The 26,389-nt window shown below is 39.7% G+C and carries 17 protein-coding genes; 13 read left to right on the forward strand and 4 right to left on the reverse strand.

Annotated elements, in window-relative coordinates; genetic code table 11:
• Positions 1–54 precede the first annotated feature (54 nt).
• From H9L23_RS05000 to H9L23_RS05010, 3 genes are read right to left on the reverse strand one after another with little or no spacing between them, the layout of a single operon-like run.
• Positions 55–1,401, reverse strand: coding sequence for a lysine N(6)-hydroxylase/L-ornithine N(5)-oxygenase family protein (locus tag H9L23_RS05000; protein ID WP_187593941.1), 1,347 nt, complete (start codon positions 1,399–1,401; stop codon positions 55–57).
• On the reverse strand, positions 1,401–3,860 hold the full coding sequence (locus H9L23_RS05005) for a GNAT family N-acetyltransferase (protein ID WP_187593942.1): 2,460 nt from the start codon (positions 3,858–3,860) through the stop codon (positions 1,401–1,403). Before H9L23_RS05005 ends, H9L23_RS05000 begins: the two co-directional genes overlap by 1 nt.
• Positions 3,805–5,346 (reverse strand): pyridoxal phosphate-dependent decarboxylase family protein, encoded by a 1,542-nt coding sequence (locus H9L23_RS05010; protein WP_187593943.1) that lies wholly within the window; start codon positions 5,344–5,346, stop codon positions 3,805–3,807. Before H9L23_RS05010 ends, H9L23_RS05005 begins: the two co-directional genes overlap by 56 nt.
• A 320-nt stretch (positions 5,347–5,666) precedes the next feature.
• On the opposite strand from H9L23_RS05010, the gene H9L23_RS05015 reads away from it, so the two are divergent.
• Positions 5,667–8,093 carry a TonB-dependent receptor gene (locus H9L23_RS05015; RefSeq protein WP_187593944.1) on the forward strand — a complete coding sequence of 809 codons (2,427 nt, stop codon included), beginning with the start codon at positions 5,667–5,669 and terminating at the stop codon, positions 8,091–8,093.
• A 132-nt stretch (positions 8,094–8,225) separates the two neighbouring features.
• Here H9L23_RS05015 and H9L23_RS05020 read toward each other — a convergent pair whose 3' ends face one another.
• Entirely contained in the window at positions 8,226–9,446 is a 1,221-nt protein-coding gene (locus H9L23_RS05020; RefSeq protein ID WP_187593945.1) for a metallophosphoesterase, read from the reverse strand.
• A 216-nt stretch (positions 9,447–9,662) separates the two neighbouring features.
• On the opposite strand from H9L23_RS05020, the gene H9L23_RS05025 reads away from it, so the two are divergent.
• The 12 genes from H9L23_RS05025 (at position 9,663) to H9L23_RS05080 (ending at position 26,287) form a co-directional block, all read left to right on the forward strand.
• The gene (locus H9L23_RS05025) at positions 9,663–10,109 is read left to right on the forward strand and encodes an RrF2 family transcriptional regulator (protein WP_086545362.1); all 447 of its coding nucleotides are present in this window, start codon (positions 9,663–9,665) and stop codon (positions 10,107–10,109) included.
• A 929-nt stretch (positions 10,110–11,038) separates the two neighbouring features.
• Positions 11,039–13,129 carry a HEPN domain-containing protein gene (locus tag H9L23_RS05030; RefSeq protein WP_187593946.1) on the forward strand — a complete coding sequence of 697 codons (2,091 nt, stop codon included), beginning with the start codon at positions 11,039–11,041 and terminating at the stop codon, positions 13,127–13,129.
• 104 nt (positions 13,130–13,233) lie between these two features.
• Positions 13,234–14,004 carry a uroporphyrinogen-III C-methyltransferase gene (gene cobA / locus H9L23_RS05035; protein WP_187593947.1) on the forward strand — a complete coding sequence of 257 codons (771 nt, stop codon included), beginning with the start codon at positions 13,234–13,236 and terminating at the stop codon, positions 14,002–14,004.
• The gene (locus H9L23_RS05040; protein WP_187593948.1) at positions 13,988–15,499 is read left to right on the forward strand and encodes a TSUP family transporter; all 1,512 of its coding nucleotides are present in this window, start codon (positions 13,988–13,990) and stop codon (positions 15,497–15,499) included. Before cobA (H9L23_RS05035) ends, H9L23_RS05040 begins: the two co-directional genes overlap by 17 nt.
• Positions 15,500–15,501: 2 nt before the next feature.
• A complete protein-coding gene (locus H9L23_RS05045; protein ID WP_187593949.1) occupies positions 15,502–16,203 on the forward strand; it encodes a phosphoadenylyl-sulfate reductase in 702 nt (233 codons plus the stop codon).
• 152 nt (positions 16,204–16,355) lie between these two features.
• A complete protein-coding gene (gene cysD, locus H9L23_RS05050) occupies positions 16,356–17,261 on the forward strand; it encodes a sulfate adenylyltransferase subunit CysD (protein WP_187593950.1) in 906 nt (301 codons plus the stop codon).
• A 156-nt stretch (positions 17,262–17,417) separates the two neighbouring features.
• Positions 17,418–18,668, forward strand: a complete 1,251-nt coding sequence (locus H9L23_RS05055; RefSeq protein WP_187593951.1) for a sulfate adenylyltransferase subunit 1 — start codon at positions 17,418–17,420, stop codon at positions 18,666–18,668.
• A 497-nt stretch (positions 18,669–19,165) separates the two neighbouring features.
• Positions 19,166–19,630: a hypothetical protein gene (locus H9L23_RS05060; protein WP_187593952.1), complete on the forward strand. Its 465-nt coding sequence runs from the start codon at positions 19,166–19,168 to the stop codon at positions 19,628–19,630.
• A gap of 246 nt (positions 19,631–19,876) precedes the next feature.
• Positions 19,877–20,671 (forward strand): uroporphyrinogen-III C-methyltransferase, encoded by a 795-nt coding sequence (gene cobA / locus H9L23_RS05065; protein ID WP_025142977.1) that lies wholly within the window; start codon positions 19,877–19,879, stop codon positions 20,669–20,671.
• A gap of 576 nt (positions 20,672–21,247) precedes the next feature.
• A complete protein-coding gene (locus H9L23_RS05070) occupies positions 21,248–22,660 on the forward strand; it encodes a glycogen synthase (protein ID WP_187593953.1) in 1,413 nt (470 codons plus the stop codon).
• A gap of 8 nt (positions 22,661–22,668) precedes the next feature.
• Positions 22,669–23,937, forward strand: coding sequence for a glucose-1-phosphate adenylyltransferase (locus H9L23_RS05075; RefSeq protein ID WP_187593954.1), 1,269 nt, complete (start codon positions 22,669–22,671; stop codon positions 23,935–23,937).
• Positions 23,938–24,502: 565 nt separating this feature from the next.
• Positions 24,503–26,287, forward strand: a complete 1,785-nt coding sequence (locus H9L23_RS05080; RefSeq protein WP_187593955.1) for a glycoside hydrolase family 15 protein — start codon at positions 24,503–24,505, stop codon at positions 26,285–26,287.
• The last annotated feature ends 102 nt before the right edge of the window (positions 26,288–26,389 follow it).

Genomic DNA, 26,389 nt, shown 5'->3' on the forward strand with positions numbered 1-26,389 from the left:
GTAATCCGGACTTTTCGTACTCCGGATTTAAAATCCGGTTCTCTATGGTCGGGATTACAAATCCCGACCAGCCAATTGTAAATCTGCATCAGCCAATTCAGCTTCCTCTTGCTCGCCATTTACGCTAAATTGCTGGAAAGCAATCCGTTTTTCTACAGGATAGATTTCGAAACCTAAAATAGCATTGATAATCGATGCATTGCGGTAAGCGCCCATACCCAAATCTGGTGTTACAAATCCGTGCGTATGCAGTTCGGCGTTTTGAACAAAGATTTCGTTTCCGTTTACATCAATGGCATAATTACGGTGTACCTGGAAAAGTCCGTCTTCATTGCGTGCAATACGATCATTAATCGCAGATAAAAAGCCAGGCTCGTTATATTTATAGCCTGTAGCCAATACCACAGCATCTGTATCAACCGTAAAATCCTTTTCACTTTCGGTATGGTAAAAATCTAGCTGATAGCTGCCATCATTATTTACCGTTAGGTTGTTCAATTGGCAGTTCGGCATCAATTCGGCATTGATTTTTTCGCCGTCAACACTCAACTCGTAAAGTTTATCGAAAATCTGGTTAATCAGCTCGAAATTGATCCCCTTGAACAACGAATTCTGTTTACTTAAGAGTTGTTTCCGTTTGGCATCATTTAAATTGTAAAAATGATCTACATATTCTGGCGAAGTGAGTTCTAAGGTTAATTTCGAATATTCCATTGGGAAAAAGCGATCCGGACGGGTAAACCATTTCAATTTTAAACCATTCTCCGTTTCAGGTAACAGATCGTAGAAAATTTCTGCTGCACTTTGTCCTGAGCCGATAACCGTAACCGTTTTTTGCTCTAATAAAGTCTGCTTAAACTTTAAATACTCCGAAGAATGTATCGCATGTTGATGAACGGTAGGATTAACAAATGCGGGTACTTTAGGTGCTGTGCCCGTTCCGAGTACGATTTTTTTAGCCAAAATGTTTTCAATATTACCAGTTATCTGATCTAACTTTTCGATCTGATAAATTCCATCAACATAATTTATGGTAGTCACTTTTTGCCCGAATTGGCAGTTTTGAAGGTGCGTAATTGCCCATTTACAATAGGCATTATATTCTTTGCGCAATACAAAAAAGTCTTCCCTGATGTAGAATTTATAAAGGCGATCGGTTTGCTTTAAGTAGTTTAAAAAACTGTACGGACTGGTCGGATCAGCCATGGTAACCAGATCGGCCATAAAAGGAACCTGTAAAGTGGCATCGCTCAGCATCATGCCCGGATGCCAGTTAAATTCATTCGCCTGGTCTAAAAACAAGGTAGATAGGCTATTGATCGGGGCACATAAAGCCGCCAAACCCAAATTGAAGGGACCAATTCCGATCCCAACAATGTCGTATATTTTCTGTTCCTGCATTATATCTCCTCCGTTTCAAATTGTGCTGTTTTCATCATGGCATAAGCTTTGGCTTCAGGAAATTTATCCCAGTACCAATCGCGGTAACAGAAAGTCAGGTTTGCCATTTTATAAGGCATTTGGATCACTTTCTCTAATTTGAAACCCAATCTGGTTACAAAAATGTGCATCGCACGACTTTCCACTGCTGCCTCACCGATACATTTACCCACTTCTGGCTGTTCAAAAATGAAATCCATTAGGGCCTGACCGGTTTCAAAACTGAATTTCTTGTCCTTATCGGTAGGGGCAATCAGTAAATGTGCTCCATAATCGGTAGTTAACGCTTCGTAGCAAGCCCCCACACCATCGCGCATTGGCCAGTAAGGCTCTATGGTAAAAGTAGGTTCGCCATTGATTTCGCCGATAAAACTGTGCGAGGCATCATTCGGCAATAGTGTTCTGTAAAATAATTCCAGGCCTTTAATAGGGCCATCCATTTTCCAGATTGGTTTGGCATGTTCCTGGTTAAACCAATCATGAACCATTTCCAGATCGCGGTCGATATTAAACGGACGGATGTTGATCGTTACATTATCCTTAGGGAAAAACCTGCTGTACAATACCTCATTGGTTTTAGGTTTGATCAGGTTTTCGGAGAAAAAATATTTAGACAGCGGATTTGGAAACTCACGGTAAATGGCCGGATTATCAATGGGCGCACTGGCTTCATCAATGTTGCAAAGATTGGTTAATAAATTACCTTTTACTTCCCAGCTGCGGCGGTTGATGATATAATCGACCAGGCCAGTGGTATCACTGTTTTCGAATTGTTTAAATTCAAGGTAAACCAGATCGATCAACGTTTTTTCATCAGCCAAACCATTACTTGCAATGGCATTTACTACGCCTAAAATGTTGTTGATGAGCAGATAATAGGTTAATTTAGGAATAATATATTCATTCGGAACAATCGATCCGCTTTCTGCGGCAATTCCAGGATAAGCCGCTTGTAATGCTTCCGCTTTTACATCGCTAAAGAAATAACCCTGGTTATCCCTGAAATAAAATTTGGCAGGATAAAAATCCTTATCCAGTTCGAGTAACACATTTTGCTGATGAAACTCGAAAGCCATCCCATAATTATGGTAAAGGCCAACAATTGGTGCTACGCAAAGGTGAAGATATTGTTTAAACCAGTTTACAGCAGTATGGGCAAGCGCTTTATTTTTGCTGATGGATGCCTCCTCGATTACATGGACAATCCTGGGTTTTTGACCCAATAAACCATCCTGACAAAGCGCCGCCAGTAAACTTACATTTTTGCCAGCGTCTTCACCTTTGAAAGGATTATGCCTGATGCTGATATTAAAACCATCAATAGTTTCGCCTTTATAATTTACGGTGATAAATGCAGGGTCGGTAATGAATTCAATTTCAGGGAATTCAGCTTTGGCCGCTTTACCATATTCTGTCTTTAATAATTTACTTACATCATAACCACGGTGAAGCTCCCGAACCAGGTTAACCCTTTCCGAGTTGGTTATTTTTACATGTAGCGAAAATTTCAGCATCCAATCGCTTGATGCATTATAAACGGTCCTGACTGATGAAGTTGACGTATAAAAAGCTCCGAAGCAACCCAGATAAAGCAATAACTTTTCCTCTTCCATTCCTTTTACCGTCGGAAGGGTGAGCAGGTAATCGGCTTCCCAGGGATGCATGGGTACCACTTTATGGTTGGGATGTTGATCCAATATGGCAATGATATCTGAATTTCCACTCTCTAACAGCTCAATCCTGAAAAGATCGGTAATGTCAAAACCTTCTGCATTTTTCTCATTGATATTGTTTGCAGAAATTAAGAAATAAGCCAGTTGGAATTGGCCTTGTGTTTCTGGCGAAAATTTGAAAAGTTCTTCCCGATTGTTAAAACCGGCCCTTCCTTTGGGTAGGGGATGGGCATTGTGACCTAAAAATAATGACTGCTCGGCCTCAATAAAGCTCATTTTAGCAAAATTTACCGGTTTACCGTTTTGCTTAAAATAGGAGAGAAATGCTTCAAGGTTTTCTACACTGTTGGTTAAACGTTGATTTACAATATCAGCATCAGCATCCGGAAATTCCTCTGCACTGAATTGAATGGCCAGTTCCATAAACCTGTAAATGCTGATCGTACTGATCACGTCGGTAGCAATATTCCGCTCAATTACCGGGAAATTAAATACATGGCGACCGCTATCCGCATAAAATTTTAAAGGGGCGTACACTTCAAAACCAATAGCGCTGAAATCGAACCGGATATGCAAACGATTGGATGTTGTAAACAGGTAATCGGCAAGGGGTAAATCATATTTAGGGATACCTACATAACGGCTCCAGTTAGTAAATTCTCTGCAGTAACTGTTTAGTAGGGCGTTAAAGTTAGTTTCTTCTGAAATCTGCTGAAACTTGGTTGAGTCTAACATATTCGTTTCCATGTTTTTTAATGATTTTAATAATGTTTTCGATATCGCTAATGGTGGTAAGCGGGTTAAGTAGGGTAAATTTGAGGTAGAATTGCTGGTTAATTTTGGTTCCGGCAACTAAGGCCTTTCCTTCGTTAAACATGGCTTTTTTAATGTACTGGTTCATGGCGCAAACATCCAGACGTACATTTTTTGGCCTGTAACGGAAAACCAAAGCACTGATATCTGATTCGTTCATCAGTTCAAAATCGCTGTCGAAATTTAAGCGGTCGGCAATTTGGGCCGCCGTTTCAATAATGGTGTCAAAATAGCCTCCCAGTTTGTTTCTTCCCATCATCCTGAGTGTAAACCAAAGTTTTAAAGCATCAAAGCGTCTGGTCGTCTGTATCGATTTGTTCACCTGGTTGGGCAAACCATCCTCATCATGATCTTTAGGGTTTAAATAATCAGCGTGGTGTGTAATCAGGTTGAAATACCTTTTATCGTTCACCAAAAAACCACTGCTGCTTACCGGCTGAAAAAATGATTTATGATAATCAACCGTAACCGAATGGGCCAGTTCGATCCCGTTCAGCAGGCTCCTGTATTTGTCGGTTAGCAATAACCCACAGCCATAAGCCGCATCGATATGGAACCAGGTATTGTATTTTTTGCTGATGAAGGCAAGTTCTTTCAATGGATCAACATTTCCAAAATCAGTAGTGCCCGCTGTACCCACCACGGCAATAGGGATATTACCTTGTGCAATTTCTCTTTTAATGGCATCTTCCAATAAAACGGTGTTCATCCTGAAACTGCGGTCCGTTTTGATCTTGATTACCGATTTTTCGCCCAAACCTAACAGCGAAGCGTTTTTCTGGATGCTGAAATGCGCCTTTTCTGAAACAAAAATCCTAAAGCGTGAGGCTTCCTGTGGCAAACCATTTAATTTTATATTATGGTTTAAGGCTGTAATGGCATAGTGATCCCGTGCCAATAAAAGGCCCATTAAATTGCTTTGGGTGCCGCCACTGGTAAAAATGCCATCTGCTTTTTTGCTGAAACCGATCTGATCGCAGGTCCATTCGATCAGTTTTTGTTCAATCAATGTTCCGCCCGCACTTTGGTCCCAGGTATCGATTGACGAATTGATCGACGAAATCATCACTTCGGCTGCCACCGCCGGGATCACGATCGGGCAGTTTAAATGGGCAATGTAAGCGGGATGATGAAAAGCAACAGCATGATTGGTGTAAAGCTGTTCTACCTCTTTAAGCAGCGCATCGTAGTTATCGTGCGTTTTTTCAAATTCGATGGCATCAAATAAAGGTTTTAATTGGGCAGGCGATACGCCACTGAAAGGCTGTTGGCTATTGTTCAGAAATTTTTTTACCGCCTGGGTAACCTTCCCAACAGCGTGGAGGTATTCTTCTTCGTTTTCGTGGTGAAAGATTTCCTTCGTCGGACTTTCCGTGAGGAAATCGATAAGTTCATGTTTTTCTAGGTCTGATGTAAACATTAGTTTTTCAATTTTTCAAAAAGTTTATTGGTAAAAGGCAATAAAATACCAGGCCCATTAATGCCGGTATTTTTTATTCATCATCTGGTTAGCTGAGATATTTAAACGCGAGCGATTTATATCGATAATTCTGGTTGCTAAGGTATGTGTTTATTTAGATTGATTAAAAATAATATTTAAAATATTTTTAACATATTGTTAGTAAGTAGTTTGTAAAGTATTACTTAACCGTTTTAGTTCCTGACTAAATAAAAAATTAAATAATTTTATTTGGATTTGATCTAAATAAATGATTGCTTTGCGCAAAAAAATAATCATTAATGAAGAATCTATACTTAATTGCAATCTTGATCTGTGGATTTATCCTTACAGGTAAAGCACAAACCGTAACAGGTAAAGTGCTTGGAGAAACTGCTCCATTAGCCGGGGCAAATATTAAAGTTGAAGGTAAAAATACTTCGGCAACCACCAATGCAGATGGTAGCTTCGAACTCAAGCTAACTGAAGGTGCCTACCAATTACAGGTAAGTTATGTGGGTTATACTACTGTTTCACAAAAAGTGAATCTGGCTACAAATCAAACGGTTAATTTAACCATTAACCTGAGTCCAACCTCAAATATGCAGGAGGTGGTGGTGGTATCATCGCGGAAACCGACCAAAATCAGCGAGATACCAGGTACCGTTTGGGTAGTAGATGGTGCAAAAATCCAGGAGCAGGCGAGGGCAGGCATTCCTTTAAAACAAACATTGGCGCAATTGATCCCGAGTTTGGATGCAGGTCCGGAAGGACGAACCAACTACGGACAGAACCAGCGTGGCAGGGATGCATTGGTGATGATTGATGGCGTATCTTTAAATAGTACCCGTGGTGTAAGCCGTCAGTTCGAATCGATTGATCCGTTTAACATCGAACGTATCGAGGTTTTATCTGGTGCAAGTGCCGTTTATGGTGGTGGTGCAACAGGAGGGATCATCAATATCATCACTAAAAAAGGTCAGGACAGTCAGCCGAGTTTTACCACACAGGTTGGTGTGCGCAGCGGATTGAAAGAAAAAAGTGATCATGATGTGCGTGTGGCACAAGCCATTTCAGGCGGTAGCAAAGATTGGAACGGACGTATCGGTATGGCTTTCCAAAAAAACAATGCAGCTTACGGTGCAGATGGAAAACAAATTTTTACGGATATCACGCAAACAGATTTACAGTATAACCAATCGTTCGATTTCTTCGGAAGTACAGAATTTAAATTAACTGAATACCAAAAATTGTTGGTAAATGCACAATACTACAATTCTGGTTACCGTGGAGATAAAGACCTGTTTTTAGGAACCAATTATGCGGGCTTGTTATCAAATCCAGCGCTTTTGGAAATGAGAAACGGTTATTCTTCAGATGTTGATCCAAAAACAAGCAGGGCAAATATCAATGCCAATTACCAGGCCAGTGATATTTTAGGCGGGCAAACCCTTTATGTGCAGGCCGCTGCCAGAAATGAACAGTTCAGCTTTCACCCATTCCCGGGGCAGGCGGCAATACCTGGCGTACTTTATAGCGGTTCATCTATCCAAAATACCAATTATAGTGCTTTAAAACTGGTATTGAACAAAGACTGGAACAGGTTAAACCTTACCTATGGTATTGATGCCGATAACGAAAACTTTAACGCGCAACAAGCATTGTTCGATAGAACTAAAGCCTTTACTTCTGGCGGGTTAAACAATACTACGGTAGCCACGATTGCACGTTACCCGAATTTCAGGGTAAATGGTTTATCTGGCTTTTTACAGGCACAGGTTAAGGTAGCTGAATTCCTAACCTTATCAGGCGGTGTTCGTCAGCAAAGGATGTTTGTTAAAGTTGGCGATTTTGTAGGCACCAACGCTGCTGTGCCCCTGGCTTATGGCATGGGCAGAACCGCTACGGCCATTGCAGGTGGTAAAAACCACTATGATGTGAATTTGTTAAATGGTGGTTTGGTTGTAAAAATCAATGCACCACAACAGTTTTGGGTTAACTTTTCGCAAGGATTTAATTTGGCCGATCCGGCTAAATATTACGGACAGGGAACTTATACTTTAGCAGGTACCAACTGGAACTTAGGCAACTCGATCAATGTAGCTGGTTCTCCTTTAACAGGTATTAAAACAGAACAGTACGAAGCAGGATACCGCTACCGTACGGGCATATTTAATGCGCAGGTTGCAGGTTTTTATGCTTTATCTGATAAAAACGTAAAAACCAACAGCACGTTCAACATCGAAGTTTTTGATGAAAAAGTAAGAAATATCGGTGTTGAAGGTTCACTATCTTTAAACCTGAAAAATGGTTTCGAGGCCGGAGCAAACGGTTTATATATCAAAACGCAGAAACAAAACACCGATGGCACCTGGTCTTTACAGGATGTAACGGTGGCCAGTCCTTCAAAAATTGCAGGTTACTTAGGTTATAATGGAAAAGTATTCGGATTAAAAGCTCAGGTTTTCCATTCGTTTGATTCTAAAGGAATCGATACTAAACTCATAGAAAGAGAAATAAAAGGCTATACCACCGTAGATTTATTGGGGTCAGTTAAGTTATTTACCGGAAGTTTATCATTTGGTGTACAAAACCTGCTGAACAAAAACTATCAGACGATTTGGAGTCAACGTTCGGTATTATTGTACCAGGCTTTGGCTAAACCAGAAACATTTTATTATGCAGGCCGCGGCCGTACGTATAATTTAACGTATACACTTAATTACTAAGTGGTTCGTCATTCCCAACTTGATTGGGAATCGTAATGCCATAGCCAGGCTTGCGAGCTGCATTAAGATTCCCGCCTGCGCGGGAATGACGGTCGCTCAAACAACAAATGCCTCATTGGGGGCATTTGTTGTTTATTTCCTTTTCAATTCAATCACGGTAATCTCCGGCCAGATACCAATCCGCCCTGAAAAGCCCAGAAAACCGAAACCTCTGTTTACATTCAAATATCTTCCATTTTCGGTTTTAATGCCTGCCCAATGTTTATAACGGTATTTTACCGGGCTCCACTTAATCCCAAAAGCTTCGATACCGAATTGCATGCCATGCGTGTGTCCGGCTAAAGAAAGCTGGATTTTTGAAGGATAATTTTTTACCTGTGCATCCCAATGCGAAGGATCGTGTGATAAAAGGATTTTAAAATCATTCACGTCCGTGTTTTGGAGGGCTTTATTCAAATCACCGCGTTCCCCAAAACCGATTCCCCAGTTTTCGATCCCTGCGAGGATAATTTTCTCCCCGTTTTTATGCAGCTCTACATGTTCATCCAATAAGAGTTTAAAGCCAAGTTCTTTGTGGTACACTTTTAACTGGTTTAAATTCTGAATTTTATCCGCTTCGCTTGGCCACTTGATGTAATCGCCATAATCGTGGTTACCTAAAACAGAAAACTGTCCGAAAGGGGCCTTAATCTGTGAGAAATGGCCGATGTAAGGCACAATTTCCGAAGAGGCATTGTTGACCAAATCGCCTGTAAAAACAAATAAATCGCTTTTTTGTGCATTGATCATGTCAATTCCTTTTTGTACGGCTTTTGGGTTAGTAAAACTTCCGGCATGTACATCCGAAATCTGGGTCAGCGTAAAACCATCAAAACTATCAGGCAGGTCATCAAAATACAAAGTGTGTTTAATTACGCGGTAGGCATATTTCCCCTGGGTAATGCCATAAGCAAATAGGGCAATGGTTAAGCAGAACATCACAAAGGCAAAATCGACCCAATAGTTGCTGCGGCTGGCAATATGGAATCCACCAGGTTCAAAATTGGTGGATAAGCCTATTAATAAGCGGTAAACATCTCCGAGCAGCAGAAAAAAAGCGAAAACAATTTCTGAAGCAAAAACAATCAGAAAAGCGTGACTGACGATTTGGAAAAACTTGTTGATGCCCTGTAGCCGCATCTGCTGAATGGCGAAAAACAAGGCAAAAGTTAAACCGATTATAAACACCCAAAAAATTGGACTGAGTAAACCGGATTGATTGATGGCGCCCAGGCCCGATAATACGTAGGCATTTAGGGCAAAAAATATAATTGCAACTATAATGAGCGGCAATAGATTGAGTTTTCTTTTCATTATTAAAAATCTGTAAATCAGAATAGCGGGTAAAAATAGAATTTAAACGCCCATAATTACCTACTGTTACGGCTGGCGGTTATTTTTACGTTCGTTTGATTAAAGCAATTTCTGTTATTATGCGTTATATTTATAAATATCATAGTATGTTGAATTAAAATCAACTTCCTGTTGCATATTTTATAATTTACTTTCTTTTATTAGCTTTGTGCGAATATGCTGTCCAAAAAAACAAAATATGCCATTAAAGCGCTTGTTGCGCTGGGTAAAAATTTAGATAAACCACCAATGCAGATTTCGAAAATTGCAGAGGAGGAGCATATCCCGAAAAAATTCCTGGAACAGATCCTTCTTGATTTGCGTAACGCTGGTTTTTTATACAGTAAAAAAGGCGCAGGCGGTGGTTACAGCCTCAACAAAAAACCGGAAGAGATTTTATTGGTACATGTAATGCGTGTAACCGACGGACCGATTGCAATGGTGCCATGCGCAAGTTTAAACTTTTACCACAAATGTGACGAGTGCGTAGATGAGAAAACATGCGGAATAAGAAGTGCTTTTATCGATGTAAGGGATGCTACGCTTAAGGTTTTAACCGAAACCAGCATTGCCGATGTAATTGGCCGTGAGGATAACCTGAAAATCGGGGTTATTAATTTATAATGTAATTTCTAATCCTCGCAGGTTTTAAAATATTATTCCCAAATTCATTAATTGAGTTTGGGATTTTTTTTTGGAAATGAAAGTTCAGTTTTTCATGGGGGTTTTCAGTCCCTCTTTCCGTTTTATTCCGATGCTAATTTAGTGCTGGTTTATCGCTAAAGGATCGGAATGTTCACTTCATCCGATAGCTATCGGATCGGGTTTATTTAACAGAGAGAGTAGTATAATCGGGGAATTAAGACCTCGCAGGTTTTCGAAACCTGCGAGGTATAAAATCAAGGTTCTTAAGTTTATCACTTAGCTGTTCTAAAGTGATTTAGTTGGTCGATATTATTTTGAAAAGCAGTGTTCTGTGTACTTTCGGTTACGATAGTCCTGCTACTGCTGCAAGTTCTCGCTCGTACCTCGCTGTGGGCTTTCCGCTATATCAGGTTTATTTAACTGAAGGCTGTAGTGCTTAGGCTTTCTAACTATACGGATGAAAAAGCGATAATTCCGCGTTAGGGATTGTAAGGGTTCAGTGCCGATTCTTTATCGGTACCGGAGCGAAGCGCAGCCCTGGAAAGCCCGACCCTTTCCCGATTTTTCATCGGGATTGAGGTAACGCCCAAATCAGTTGGCAGTTATTAGTTAGCAGTTGGCAGTTTTCAGCTACGTTTACTTCTATTATAAACCTCGCAGGTTTTAAAAACCAACGAGGTTTAACAGCATATCGTAAATTTTTTCATAATAAATTACGACTATTCCTATATACTTTATATATTTGGCGTATGAACTTCAATTTTATACCTAATCAGTTAACCGCTAAGCAAATGATGTGCTGTTGTTGTAAAACGCAGTAACAGGAGCCTACAGATAATTTTATGTATAAAATATGGAATGCTTCTCGGTAACAGGGAGGCATTTTTTGAATAAAGCTAACAACATATATGCAAAGTTTCAGAACAGAACTCGAAAATCCGATCGTCGAGCAGGACATCATCGATTTAGAGAATAAGATTAAAGCTTTTAGAGATGGAACCATCCACGACGAAAAGTTTAGGAGCCTTCGTTTGGCCCGCGGTGTTTACGGACAAAGGCAGCCTGGCGTACAAATGGTGCGTATTAAACTGCCTTTTGGAAAGGTAACTTTTAAGCAGTTATTGCGTATTGCCGATATTGCTGATGAGTACGGAAGCGGTAACCTACACTTAACCACGCGTCAGGATATTCAGATTCATTATGTGAGTTTAGATAGAACACCAGAGCTTTGGGCCAAACTGGAGCAGGATGATATTACCCTTCGTGAAGCTTGTGGAAACACGGTACGTAATGTAACCGCATCTCCAAATTCGGGCATCGATGCCGAAGAGCCTTTTGATGTTTCGCCTTATGCACAGGCAGTATTTGCCTACTTTTTGCGTAACCCGATCTGTCAGGAAATGGGCCGCAAGATTAAAATCTCCTTTTCTTCTAGCGATAGAGATACCGCTTTTAGCTACATTCACGATTTAGGTTTTATTCCAAAAATTAACGAAAATGGCGAACGTGGATTTAAAGTATTATTTGCCGGTGGTTTGGGCGCACAGCCTTTTTTGGCGAATGCCGTTCACGATTTTTTACCTGAAGACCAATTGATTCCCTTTACAGAATCTGTTCTTCGCGTGTTCGACCGTTATGGCGAACGCACCAACCGTAATAAAGCACGTTTAAAATACCTGGTTCAAAAATTAGGATTGGAAGAAGTGTTGCGTTTGGTTGCCGAAGAGCGAATTGCCAATAAAGTAAAAACTTTTAAAATAGATCTTAATACCGTTCCACAGCCTACTTTACCTCTAGAACAGGAATATCCGGCGGTAGAAATATTAAATGAAGCCCATTATAAACACTGGTTAGCCACCAACGTAATTGAACAAAAACAGGCCGGATTTTATGGCGTATATGTAAAAGTCCAGGTTGGCGATATCAAAACCGATAAGGCAAGGGCTTTTGTTGATGCCATCAGGTTATATGTTGCTGATGAAATCAGGATTACCCAGAACCAGGGGTTGTTGTTGAAGTTTGTACGTAGGGAAGCATTACCCTCATTATATGCTGCAATGAATAAAATTGGTTTTACCACCGCTGGCTTTGATAGCTTAGCTGATATTACCACTTGTCCGGGAACGGATACCTGTAACCTGGGTATTTCGAACTCGATGACTTTAGCTGAAGTTTTGGAAGAAGTAATTTATACGGATTTCCCTGAGTTTATCTACGAGAAAAACATCAAGATTAAAATCAGCGGATGTATGAACTCTTGCGGTCAGCATGGTTTGGCTGAAATCGGTTTCCACGGAAGTTCGGTAAAAGCGGAAGGAAAGGTGGTTCCGGCTGTACAGGTAATGTTAGGCGGCGGAACTGTAGGGAATGGTGTAGGCAGAGTAGCCGAACGTGTAATCAAAGTGCCTTCAAAAAGGGCAACAAGTGTTTTACACTTTATATTAAATGATTTTAAAGCCAATAACCTGGAAGATGAAAACTTCCACCAATATTATGATAGAAAAGGTAAAGACCATTTTTATCAACTGTTAAAACCTTTGGCCGATTTAACCAACCTAAAGACAGAAGAATTTGTAGACTGGGGACATGTTGAAGAGTTTGTTACCGCAATTGGTGTTGGAGAATGTGCTGGTGTAGTAATCGATTTAGTGGCTACTTTATTACTAGAGGCCGACGAAAAATTTGGTTGGGCAAAGCAAAACTTAGATAAAGGAGCTTATGCCGATGCCATTTACCATACCTACAGCACTTTTGTAAGTGCAGCAAAATCTTTATTGTTGGATAAAGGCGTAAACAGCAGTACGCAGGTTGGTGTTATCCGTGAGTTTGATAACCACTATGTAGAAACCGGTGAATTTAATTTACCAACCAATTTCTCTGACCTGGTTTTACAGATCAACAAAAACGAACCAACTGAAGAGTTTGCAAAGAAATATTTTGAAGAAGCCAATCAATTTTTAAATCAGATTAAGGAGAAAAGAGCAGTATTAGCGAAATGAGATTTGAGACAATAGATATGAGATTTGAGAACTGCAGACGCTAAACGCCATGCGCCCAACAACTCTTCATCCAGTCATTCAAAATTCAATAATTAAAAAGAAACATGGTTAATCAAAATAAAGAATCAAAAATTACCCTTTTAGGCGCAGGTCCTGGAGATCCGGATTTATTGACTTTAAAGGGTGTAAAAGCTTTGCAAACTGCTGATGTGGTATTGTACGATGCTTTAACCAACGAAGCTTTATTAGAGCATGCTCCGGCAGCCGCCATTAAAGTTTATGTAGGAAAACGTTCAGGTGAACATTCTTATCCGCAGGATACCATCAATAAACTGATGATCGATTACGCTTTGAATTACGGACATGTTGTGCGTTTAAAAGGTGGTGATCCATTTGTTTTTGGCAGGGGATATGAAGAATTGGATTATGCCGCATCGTACAGCATTCCGGTAAGTGTAATTCCGGGTATTTCGAGTTCTATCGGTGTACCGGGTTTACAGCAGATTCCGGTTACGCACCGTGGGATGAGCGAAAGCTTTTGGGTAATCACCGGAACTACCACTTCAGGAGAGGTTTCGGCCGATATTTACCAGGCAGCACAGTCAAAAGCCACAGTATTGGTACTGATGGGGCTTAAAAAACTATCAAAAATTGTAGAGATTTTTAAAGCCGCAGGCAAACACAATTTACCAACTGCAGTGGTGCAGAACGGATCGGCTGAAGATGAACGTTTAGTTGTTGGCGTAGTTGAAACCATAGAAAGTTTGGTGCAGCAAGAAAATATTAAAGCACCAGCTTTATTAATTTTTGGAGAAGTTGTATCATTACATCCATCATTTAAGAAATTAATTAAACAATATGCAAGTATTGCCTAACCAACCTGATAATGCAACATCTTTTTCGGAAGAAGAAAAAGGTAACCAGCTCTTTCCAGTTTTTGTAAAGCTGAACAAGCTGCGTACATTATTAATTGGAGCAGGCAATATTGGGCTGGAGAAGTTAACCGCGATTGTAAATAACAGCCATAGCGCTACCATAACCATCGTGGCAGAAACGGTATCGCCGGAGGTTTATGCACTTGTTGCAAATTATCCGCTCATAAAGGTTAGGCAGAAAACTTTTGATATAGACGATTTAAATGATATTGATATCGTTTTCGCGGCAACCAATAACAACATTTTAAATGAAGAGATCAGAAAGGTTACGCATGAGCGTGGTCTGTTGATCAATGTGGCTGATAAACCTGAACTCTGCGATTTCTACTTAGGATCAATCGTTCAAAAGGGAGATTTAAAGATTGCCATTTCTACAAATGGTAAATCGCCAACCATTGCCAAACGTTTAAAGCAGATTTTAAATGAGGGTTTACCAGCAGAGCTGGATGAAACCTTGCAGAACATGAGTGCTTTGCGCCAGACTTTAAACGGTGATTTTTCTGCAAAGGTTAAAAAGCTAAATAAGGTTACCCAGAGTTTAATCAATCCTAAAAAAAGTTTTGCAGAGAGGAATATTAAATGGTTAATCTGGGTGGCATCGGTTTTATTGATCGGAGCAATCGGACTTTCGCTTTGGAATACCGAACCTGAATTTCAAACGTTTTTAATCAATATCGATCCGTTATTCTATTGGTTTTTAGGAGCCGGGTTTTTATTCGCTTTGATTGATGGGGCTATTGGAATGTCGTACGGCGTTACCACGGCATCTTTCTCACTGGCGATGGGCTTGCCACCCGCATCGGCAAGTATGGCCATACACATTTCGGAAGTAATGAGCAACGGTATTGCCGGCTGGATGCATTACCGCATGGGCAATGTAAACTGGAAGCTTTTTAAAATATTAATCCTTCCGGCAATCGTTGGTGCGGTATTAGGTGCCTATATTTTATCTTCATTAGAGCATTATAGCAGTTATGTTAAACCAGTTGTCGCGGTTTATACTTTGTTTTTAGGGGCTGTTATTTTAATGAAAGCTTTTAACATTAAAAGAAAAAAAGCCGATCAAAAAATCAAAAAAATTGGTTTATTAGGCTTTTTTGGTGGTTTTATCGATGCCGCTTTTGGCGGTGGCTGGGGATCGATCGTTTTATCGAGTTTAATTGCAGGCGGCCGTCACCCTTTGTTTTCACTAGGTACGGTAAAAATCAGCCGCTTTTTTATTGCCACTCTAAGTTCGCTTACCTTTTTTACCATGTTGGGCGGTAAACACTGGGAAGCTGTTTTAGGCTTAATTATTGGTAGTGCAATCGCATCGCCAATCGCCGCAAAAGTATCTAACAAAATTTCTGCAAAAACCATTATGGTTGCTGTGGGGATTATTGTAATGATTGTGAGTTTGCGCAGTGTGATTATGTTTATTTTAAAATTAATTTAGTGATGGATAACCTAGAAGAGATAAAAGCAGCACTGGCAGGTTTAAATACAATTGATAAACTGAAATTTTTGGCAGATCAATATGCCGGCCGTATTATATTTTCGACCAGTTTTGGTTGGGAAGACCAGGCCATTACTCATTTGATTTTTGCCAATAACATTCCGATTAAGGTTTTTACCTTAGAAACCGGTCGTCTTTTTCCAGAAACGTATTACGTTTGGAACCGTACATTAGAAATTTATAACAAACCGATTCATGCCTATTATCCGCAAAATGAGTTGTTGCAGGATATGGTAAATACCAAAGGCCCGAGCAGCTTTTACGAATCGGTAGAAAATAGAAAAGAATGCTGTTACATCCGTAAAATTGAACCCTTAAAAAGAGCATTAAAAGGGAACGAAATCTGGATAACAGGAATAAGAGCCGATCAAAGTGCCAACCGTGAGGATATGCACGATTTAGAATGGGACGAAGGCAACCAACTGGTTAAATTCCACCCGATTTTCGATTGGACTTTAGATGATGTGAAAGCATACATTAAAGAAAACAACATTGTGTACAATACCTTGCATGATAAAGGTTTCCCAAGCATAGGATGCGCCCCATGTACAAGAGCAGTACAGCCAGGCGAAGATTTCAGGGCCGGAAGATGGTGGTGGGAAGACCAGAGTAAAAAAGAATGTGGTTTGCATGCAGCATCCTGATGTAAAATGGAAGATGGAAAAGGGCTGATGGCATTTCAACTTTACAACCTTTAAACCTTTCAACAATTTTTAACAACAACAACAACAACAAATATAACTTTGAATGACTGGAACATTCTAACATTCAGCATTTTAACATTTCAACAATTGTAATGAGTACATATAATTTTGATTATTTAGACGAACTGGAGGCCGAAGCCATTCACATTTTGCGTGAAGTAGCAGGTCAGTTTGAAAAACCGGCCCTGTTATTTTCGGGTGGAAAGGATTCAATTACTTTAGTTCGTTTGGCAGAAAAAGCTTTTCGTCCGGGGAAATTTCCTTTTCCTTTGGTACACATAGATACAGGCCATAATTTCGAAGAAACCATCACTTACCGTGACCAGATGGTAGAAAGAATTGGCGAAAAATTAATTATTGGTTCTGTGCAGGAATCTATCGATCAGGGTAAAGTAGTGGAGCAAACCGGTAAAAACGCCAGTAGAAATGCTTTACAAACCGTAACCTTGCTTGATACCATTGCAAAATACCAGTTTGATGCCTGTATCGGCGGTGCCCGTAGAGATGAAGAAAAAGCAAGGGCAAAAGAGCGTATTTTCTCCGTTCGCGATGAATTTGGCCAATGGGATCCAAAACGCCAGCGCCCTGAACTTTGGAACATTTATAACGGTAAAATCCATAAAGGTGAAAATATCCGCGTATTCCCGATCAGTAACTGGACAGAATTAGATGTTTGGAACTATATCCGCAGGGAGAAAATAGATTTACCAAGTATTTATTTCTCTCACGAACGCGATTGTATTACCCGTAATGGACAATTGATGGCTGCTTCTCCGTTTTTAAATATGGATGATGAAGACATTGTTGAGCGCAAACAGGTTCGTTTTCGTACGGTAGGCGATATGTCATGCACTGCTGCGGTAGAATCGGATGCCACTTTGATTGATGATATTATTTCGGAAATCAGTGCCTCTAAAATTTCAGAACGTGGCGCCCGTTTGGACGATAAAGTTTCTGAAGCCGCAATGGAAGACAGGAAAAAGGGAGGGTATTTTTAGTAGAGAATCATGTATATAGTATCAAGTATCAAGATTGAAAAATTCTCTCGATACTAATGTCTTAATACCCGATACTAAATACCCGATACTAAATACTTGATACTAAAAAACAACCCAAGCATTAAAACATTTCAACATTAAAACATTTCAACAATCGTGAACATATTAAAATTTTTCACAGCAGGCAGCGTAGATGATGGTAAAAGTACCTTAATCGGCCGTTTGTTATACGATACAGATTCTATTTTGGCCGATCAGTTAGAAGCTTTACAGAGTTCTAACCGCAAAAATGACGATGGGTCAATAGATTTAGCCATTCTTACCGATGGTTTAAGGGCAGAGCGCGAGCAGGGCATCACCATTGATGTAGCTTACAAATACTTTCAGACAGAGAAACGTAAATTCATTATAGCTGATACCCCGGGGCATATTCAATATACCAGAAATATGGTTACTGGTGCGTCTACTGCTAATTTGGCCATCATTTTAATCGATGCCCGTAACGGTGTAGTGGAGCAAACCATCCGCCACTCTTATATTGTTTCCTTACTGGGAATTAAACATGTGGTGGTTTGCATCAACAAAATGGACATGGTTGATTATAGTGAAACCGTTTACAATTCAATCATCGAGAAATACAAAATCCTGGCACAACAATTAAAACTGGCTGATGTAACCTACATTCCGGTGAGTGCATTAAAAGGCGATAATGTGGTGCAGACATCTGAAAACATGGATTGGTATGGAGGCGAAAGTTTGCTGCATTTCTTAGAGAAAGTAGATACCGATAGCTTAGATAAATCACAATTGGCGCGTATGCCAGTACAATGGGTGGTTCGTCCGCAAACAGAAGAACTGCACGATTACCGTGGTTATGCGGGGCGTGTATTGAGCGGAACCTTTAATTTAAATGATAAAGTGACTGTTCTTCCTTCAGGAGCCAGCTCTACCGTAGAGAAGATTGAGTTTTTCGATCAGGCGCTTGACGCAGCACATGCTGGTCAGTCGGTTATTATTCATTTAAAAGATGATGTAGATATCAGCAGGGGCGATACCATTGTAAATGCATCGGCTTTGCCACAGGAAACAAAACTGATTGAGGCTGATCTTTGCTGGATGGATACCCGTGCATTGGATACCTCAATTATGTACAACATTCAGCATAATAGCAAAATTACCAAATGTAAAATCAGCGAAATTTTGCATAAGGTTGATATCAATACACTCGAGAAACATGCTGCAGATGAATTTAAATTAAACGATATCGGCCGCGTGATTGTGAAAACCGCGGATGCCTTAGCTTTTGATTTATATGACGATAACCGCGCAAACGGTTCTGCCATTTTGGTTGATACACGTACCAATTTAACTGTTGGGGCATTGATGTTCAGGGCGGCAGTGGAGTAAAATGTAAGAGGGGAGATGGAAGAGGTAAGATGGAAAATGGGAGATGGAAAATAATCAATTTTTATTTTAACTCCCTGATCCTAAAATTCTACGATCCTAAAAATCTTGATCTGCGATGGAAGATGGAAAGAGAATAATAGCCAATTTTCAATGATCAATAGCAATAGCTTTATGGAATACGGCTAAATCTTAATATTCTTAACTCCTTAATGGTGGAAAAATGGATGATGTGAAATGTATGATGGAAAATGAAAATTGATGTGATATTTATTTCAACTAGCTGATCCTACGATCCTAAAAATCCTATAGTAGAGAACCACAACCAAATATAATAATGAAAGCTTTAGATTCATCTGAAGTGAAAGCAATTTCGATGGGGTGCCAAATGGTATCCCATTTTTCGTTGTAGGGTTTTTTGTATATTTAGTTTATGGAAATGGTTAAAAGTTTTCATCTCTTTATTACATTATAAAACTAAAACCCTAATTGCAAACCACATGAAAAAAAATCTTATATACCTCGTTTTTACCCTTGTTCCATTTGTTTTTGCCTGTAACCAATCAGATAAAAAGGCGGATACCGCAAAAAAAGATTCGGTGATTAATCAAACCTGTTATGCCGCCTTCTTCGAAAAAGACAGTGCAGCTATGATTGTAAAAACCATGGCATCTGGTAAGGTAACAGGTTCATTACTGGTGAAATATGCTGATAAACCGCAGAATAACGGAAAGATAACCGGTAAATTCAATGGCGATACTTTAATGGTTGATTATCGCTTTAACACAGGTAAAGATACCACAAAAGCGTTTACCAACCCATTAGCCTTTTTAAAGAAAGATGGTAAGCTCATTATGGGCGTTGCACAGATCGAAACCACGCTGGGAAGATCGTATTTTGTTAAAGGCAAACCGATTAATTACGAAGCCGGGAAATTTACTTTTGCAGAAGTAAATTGTAAATAAGAACTCATATACTTTTGCCAAGGAGGCACAGAAAACACGGAGATGTAGCCTGGTTATTAACCTGTAGTTTGTCATCCTTAACGCAGTGAATGATCTTTAAAGAACTGTTTTTTCATAGTCTTAATGTTCTTTACTGCGTTCTGAATGACAATAAATAAAATTATTTTAAAATAAATTACTACAATTCCTATAGACTTTATATATTTGTGTAATTAACAAACGTATAACGAGCATAAATTATCTGTTATGATTTTGAATAAAGTAGAAAAAGCGAACATTGAACCAAAAATTACTTTAATAGGTGCTGGTCCTGGCGATCCGGATTTATTTAGTTTAAAGGGTGTTAAGGCATTAAAAACAGCTGATGTTGTTTTGTATGATGCAAATGTGAACGAAGCTTTATTGTGTCATGCGCCAGATGGTATTCCGAAAGTTTATGTGGGCAAACGTTCTGATGATGAATCTTTCTCTCAGGATGCAGTAAACAAGCTAATCATCGATTATGCTTTAAACTATGGCCATGTGGTACGTTTAAAAAGTGGCGATCCTTTTTTCTTTGCAAAAGGATATGAGGAAATTGATGCGGCAGAATCGTACAGTATTCCGACAGAGATTATACCAGGTATTTCGAGTGCAACCGGTGCGCCGAGTTTGCAAAAAATCCCGATGATTTATAAGGACCTTAGCGAAAGTTTCTGGGCAGTAACCGGAACAAATAGCAGAGGCGAAATATCAGAAGATTTATATATTGCTGCAAAAACCAAAGCAACCATTGTTGTTTTAAACGGAATTGAAAAAGTAAAAGAAATTGCTGCTATTTTCCAGGCTGAAAATAAAAATTTGTTGCCTGTAGCCGTCATCCAGAATGGATCTACCCCACAGGAAAAAATTGCAATAGGTATTGTAGATACCATTGCCGAAATTGTAGAAGATAAAAAAATAGATGCACCAGCACTATTGGTTTTTGGTGATGTGGTTTCACTTCACCCACAATTTCAACCCATCCGCGATTTCTACGAAATCATAGCGGAAGAGTACTAGATATTTTTTAAACCAAAAAAATATATTTGTTTTGTTGTTAAAAACCGCTTATGGATTTAAGCGGTTTTTTCGTTTTTATCTCCCGCAGATTTAAGAAGATTGCCGCAGACGTCAGTTTTTTAAAAAAACTCTGCGTTTATCTGCGAAATCAGCGGGAAACTATTTGCAAGACATTCTCCCTCAGATTTAAGATGATTAGCGCAGAGAAAATAAGTTTTTTGCGTTTAGCATGAGCCAAATTGTTTATAAGCCTGATTGCAGTGGAAAGCCCGGATCCCGATTTTTCCATCGGGAGAGGACTTGCAACGGAAAGCAGGACTGCGGGCCGCCACAAAGAACTAAACATCCACTTTCTAATAAAAACAATTAAATTAAAAAATCAGATCTCTCCATTCGCTTTTCCACAGTCGATATCGCAATTTTTTCCCGAGACTTATCAATACAGATTTAAGTTAACCTCCACTGATAAAAAGCTTTAGTTTAAACCTAAAATAATCAACTAATAATATAATTTACATTATTTGTAAAGCTCAAAACAATTAGTAACTTACTTGGGTTATCTACACCAAATAGTTGATGGAAATTATACATATAAGCGCCGAGTGTTACCCTGTTGCAAAAGTTGGCGGTTTGGCCGATGTGGTAGGGGCTTTACCAAAATATCAGAATAAATTAGGCCATATTGCCAAAGTAGTGGTACCGGCTTATGATACCAAATTTATCCGCGAAAGCGAGTTTGAAGTAACTTACGATGCCTGGGCAAATTACGGTAACCACCACTTTCAGTACCGCATTTTAAAAGAAAAAACCAATAAACTGGGTTTTGATTTATATGTAATCCATATTCAGGGTTTAACCGATCGCCCGAATGTTTATGGTTATAGCGATGATACAGAACGTTTTCTAGCCTTCCAGATTGCCACCCTCGATTGGATAGTACAATGGGAGCATCGTCCGGATGTAATCCATTGTCATGATCACCATACGGGTTTAATTCCGTTTATGGTTTCTAATTCTGTGAAATACAAGCCTATTAGTGGTGTTCCAACGGTTTTAACGATCCACAATGCACAATATCAGGGACAGTTTGGATGGGATAAGCTTTATTATTTACCGGCCTTCGATTTATGGAAAGGTGGTTTATTGGGCTGGGAAGATGCCATTAACCCATTGGCTTCGGCTATTAAGTGTGCGTGGAGGGTAACTACTGTTTCGCCAACTTACCTGGAAGAGATGATGGGAAATGCCCGCGGACTGGAAAGTTTGCTGAGGCAGGAGCGTTGGAAATCGATCGGGATTTTAAATGGAATTGATAGCGAAGTATGGGATCCGGAAACTGACCCGATGCTTGGCAAAAATTATAATCTAAAAACAGTAGAAGCGGGAAAACTCGCAAACAAAACAGCACTCTGCAGTGTTTTTCAATTAGACCCGTCTAAACCCCTGTTTACTTTTATTGGCAGGCTAGTTGATGAAAAGGGAGCTGATATTCTACCAGATATTTTTTACACGGCTTTGCAACAGCACGGCGATAACATCAATATACTGGTTTTAGGCTCGGGAGATAGTTGGGTAGAAGGACGATTAAACCAGTTAAAAGACCTTTTTGGCGGCAAGTACAATGCTTATATCGGTTATAATGAACAAGTATCGCACGAGATGTATGCGGGTGCAGATTTTCTGATTATGCCATCGAGGGTTGAGCCTTGTGGTTTAAACCAGCTTTATGCCCTACGTTATGGAACAGTTCCGATTGTGCGGAGGGTTGGGGGATTAAGAGATACAGTGATTGATATAGGCGACAATGGTTTCGGGATCTGCCATGATCAAACAAGTATTTGGGATGTTACCCATGCCATTAACCGCGCTGTTGAATTATACAATGATAAAAAAGCTTTTAAAGCTGTTAGAAAAACAATGATGAAAATCGATCATTCTTGGGATAGGGCAGCATTAAATTATATAGAATTATACCAAAAATTAAAATAAGCTTAAACATGACTGACAAAGTTTTAGGCGTTATCCTTGGCGGTGGCCAGGGCTCTAGATTATCGCCACTAACACAAACACGTTCAAAACCGGCAGTTCCGATTGCTGGTAAATATCGGTTGGTAGATATCCCAATTTCCAATTGCCTTAATTCAGGCATCCACCGTATGTTTGTGTTAACACAGTTTAATTCGGCATCCCTAAACAAACACATTAAAAACACGTATCACTTTAGCCACTTTAGTACGGCTTTTGTTGATATTTTGGCGGCTGAACAAACTGTACAAAACTCAGGTTGGTTTCAAGGTACAGCAGATGCAGTGCGTCAGTGTATGCACCACATCGTTTCGCATGAATTCGATTACATTTTAATTTTATCTGGTGATCAGCTCTACCAGATGGATTTTAAAGATATGATCGAAAAACATATCGAAGCGAATGCAGAAATTACCATTGCAACTATTCCGGTAACTGCAAAAGATGCTACTGATTTTGGTATTTTAAAAGCTGATGAGGAAAACATGATCACTTCATTTATCGAAAAGCCTAAAACTGGTTTAGAGGAGTGGGTATCTGATACGGGTGAAGAAATGCAGGGCGAAGGCCGTAATTTCCTGGCATCGATGGGTATTTATGTTTTTAATCGTGAGTACCTGATCAATATCTTAAATGAAAACGAAGAGGAAAAAGATTTTGGTAAAGAAATTTTGCCAAGGGCTATCACGCAGAGCAGGGTTTTAAGTTATCAATATGAAGGTTATTGGACCGATATCGGTAATATTTCATCTTTCTTTGAGGCCAATTTAGGCTTAACTGACGAAATTCCTAAGTTTAACATGTTCGATAGCAACCACGCTATTTTCACCAGGGCACGGATGCTGCCACCTTCAAAAATTTCGGGTACCACTTTAGATAAAACGATTATTGCTGAAGGCTGTATTATTCAGGCAAGCAAGGTAGAACATGCTGTTTTGGGAATCAGATCTAGGATTGGAAAAGATACGGTAATTACCAATGCCTATATTATGGGTAGCGACAGGTACCAAACTTTAGAAGAGATACAGGAAGAAAACAGTAAAGGAAATTCTTTGATCGGTATCGGCGATCGCTGTTTCATTAATAATGCTATCATCGATAAAAACTGCCGCATTGGTAACGATGTAAAAATTAACGGTGGTGATCATTTGGAAGATGGTGATTTTGAACTTTACGCTGTTAAAGATGGTATAGTGGTAATTAAAAAGGGTGCTGTTGTACCAAGTGGAACAGTAATTTAAAATAATCATTATTCATTAACTAGGCCAGTCACGATTTTTCTTGACTGGCTTTTTTATTGTCTGATTATAATTCTGAGTTCGACGAAGAATCCCTGGGATGACTAACAATAGTTCGTTATTTGCAGATAAAAGAAGTGGATACGGATTATTGCCAACTGAAAATTATTAACTGTTCTGGGCGTTCCCCATTCCCGGAAAATACGGGAAAGGGGCGGGCTTTTCAGGGCTGCGCTTTGCTCCGGTGCCGATGAAGAATCGGCACTGAACCCTTACAATCCCTAACGCAAAATACACTACTTAAAAATAGATTCAGTCTTTGATTAACTTGGGCAGAACCTTTGTCAATAAACCTGATAAAGCAGAAAGCCCGGAGCGAGGTACGAGTGAGGACTTGAAGCGATAGCAGGACTATTGGCCGCCATTAACACAGAACCCTACATTTCCAAAAAGCAAACACAATTTTCTTTCCAGACCCCGCAGGTTTTCAAAGCCTGCGAGGTCTTTTTTGTTTTCTACCCAACATTTTCCCCATAAGCTTGTTAGTAAAATAAACAAAAATTAGCTTATGGCCGAACAGCACCTTTATCAAACAGGAATTATAGGAAATTGCGCTTTCATTGCACACGTAAATAAAAATACTGATATCTCATGGCTTTGCTGGCCACGTTTCGATAGTCCGTTTGTTTTTGGGAGTTTACTGGACAAGAAAAAAGGAGGCGAGTTTTCGATTTTACCCCAAGGTGAATTTACCTCTGACCAATATTATATCGAAAATACCAATGTTTTAAGGACAGAAATTACTGCCGAAGACGGAAAATATCGCATTACCGATTTTGCACCTCGTTTTCACCTTTACGAACGCTATTTTAAGCCTTTAATGTTTATCAGAAAGATTGAACCTTTAGAAGGCAATCCGCGCATTACCATCAAATGTGAGCCGGTTTGCGATTATGGGAAAGGTAAAATGAAATCGATCAGGGGTAGTAATCACATCGATTATTTAGGCTGTGATGAAAATATCCGCTTAAGCAGTAATGTATCGCTAACTTATATCATCGATGAAAAGGCCTTCGTGCTAAATGAGGCGAAATACCTCATTATGACTTATGGACAAAACCTTGAAGCGCCTGTAGTGAGTACAGCCGAAAATTTTCTTCGCGAAACTGTTGCTTACTGGCGGTTATGGATCAAACACTCCTCTATAGCAGGATTTTATCAACCTTTTGTCATCCGATCGGCGTTGGTTTTAAAAATTCACCAATACGAAGATACCGGGGCAATTATTGCCGCCAGTACCACAAGTTTGCCGGAATCGCCAGGTAGCACGCGAAACTGGGATTACCGTTATTGCTGGTTGCGCGATTCGCACTACGTGTTAACCTCGTTAAACCACATCGGGCATTTTGAAGAAATGGAGAAGTATTTTAATTACCTGTCTGATATTTCTCATGCTGAAGATACGCGGTACCAACCGCTATATGGCATCGCAGGTGAAAGGGAAATTACCGAGCGAACTCTAGATCATCTGGAAGGATATAAAGGCGAACAGCCCATCAGAATTGGAAATCAGGCTTATGAACACATCCAGAATGATATTTACGGTCAGGTTTTAATTTCAATGTTGCCCCTTTATACCGATCACCGTTTCGTATTCTCTGAACGTAGCGATTCAATAAAATGGATTGAAAGTGTGCTTTCTAAAATTGAACGAACCATTGATGAAAAGGATGCTGGTATCTGGGAATTCAGGAATATTGCCAATGTGCATTGCTATAGTAACTTATTTCAATGGGCTGGCGCTCAGGCGGCCTTGAAAATGGCCAAGACAATTGGTAATCAAGATTTCGAAAAACGTGCTCAAGTGTTAATTGATAAAGCTGCGGCACATATCGAAGCTTGTTATGATCCGGAAAGAAAAGTTTATACCAATGCCGTTGGAAGTCCGCATTTAGATGCAAGTACTTTGCAATTGATTATGATGAACTACCTGGATCCGGCTTCAGACCGTGCAAAAGATCACTTAATTGCTTTAGAAAAGGAATTGAAAACCGAAGATGGCCTTTTCTACCGTTACCTGCATGCCGATGATTTTGGAAAGCCGAAAACAACATTCCTGATCTGCGCATTCTGGTATGTGGAAGCTTTAGCCTGTGTAGGCCGGACTGATGAAGCGATTAAGGAATTTGAAAACATCATTAAATATTGTAACCACCTGCTTTTATTCAGTGAAGATGTTGATGCGAAAACTGGCAGTCAGTGGGGAAATTTTCCGCAGGCCTATAGCCATGTTGGATTAATGAATGCAGCCTACCGTATTGCAATTAAACTGGATAGACCTATATTTTTGTAAGATCGTAGATAAATGCTTTGACAACTTTAACACGCACCACGCATATTAAAGTTGTCAAAGCTATTATAAAAAAGGTTTGTGGGGACACAGACCTTGGTGTTA

The sequence above is a fragment of the Pedobacter roseus genome (assembly GCF_014395225.1).
Classification (GTDB): Bacteria; Bacteroidota; Bacteroidia; order Sphingobacteriales; family Sphingobacteriaceae; genus Pedobacter; species Pedobacter roseus.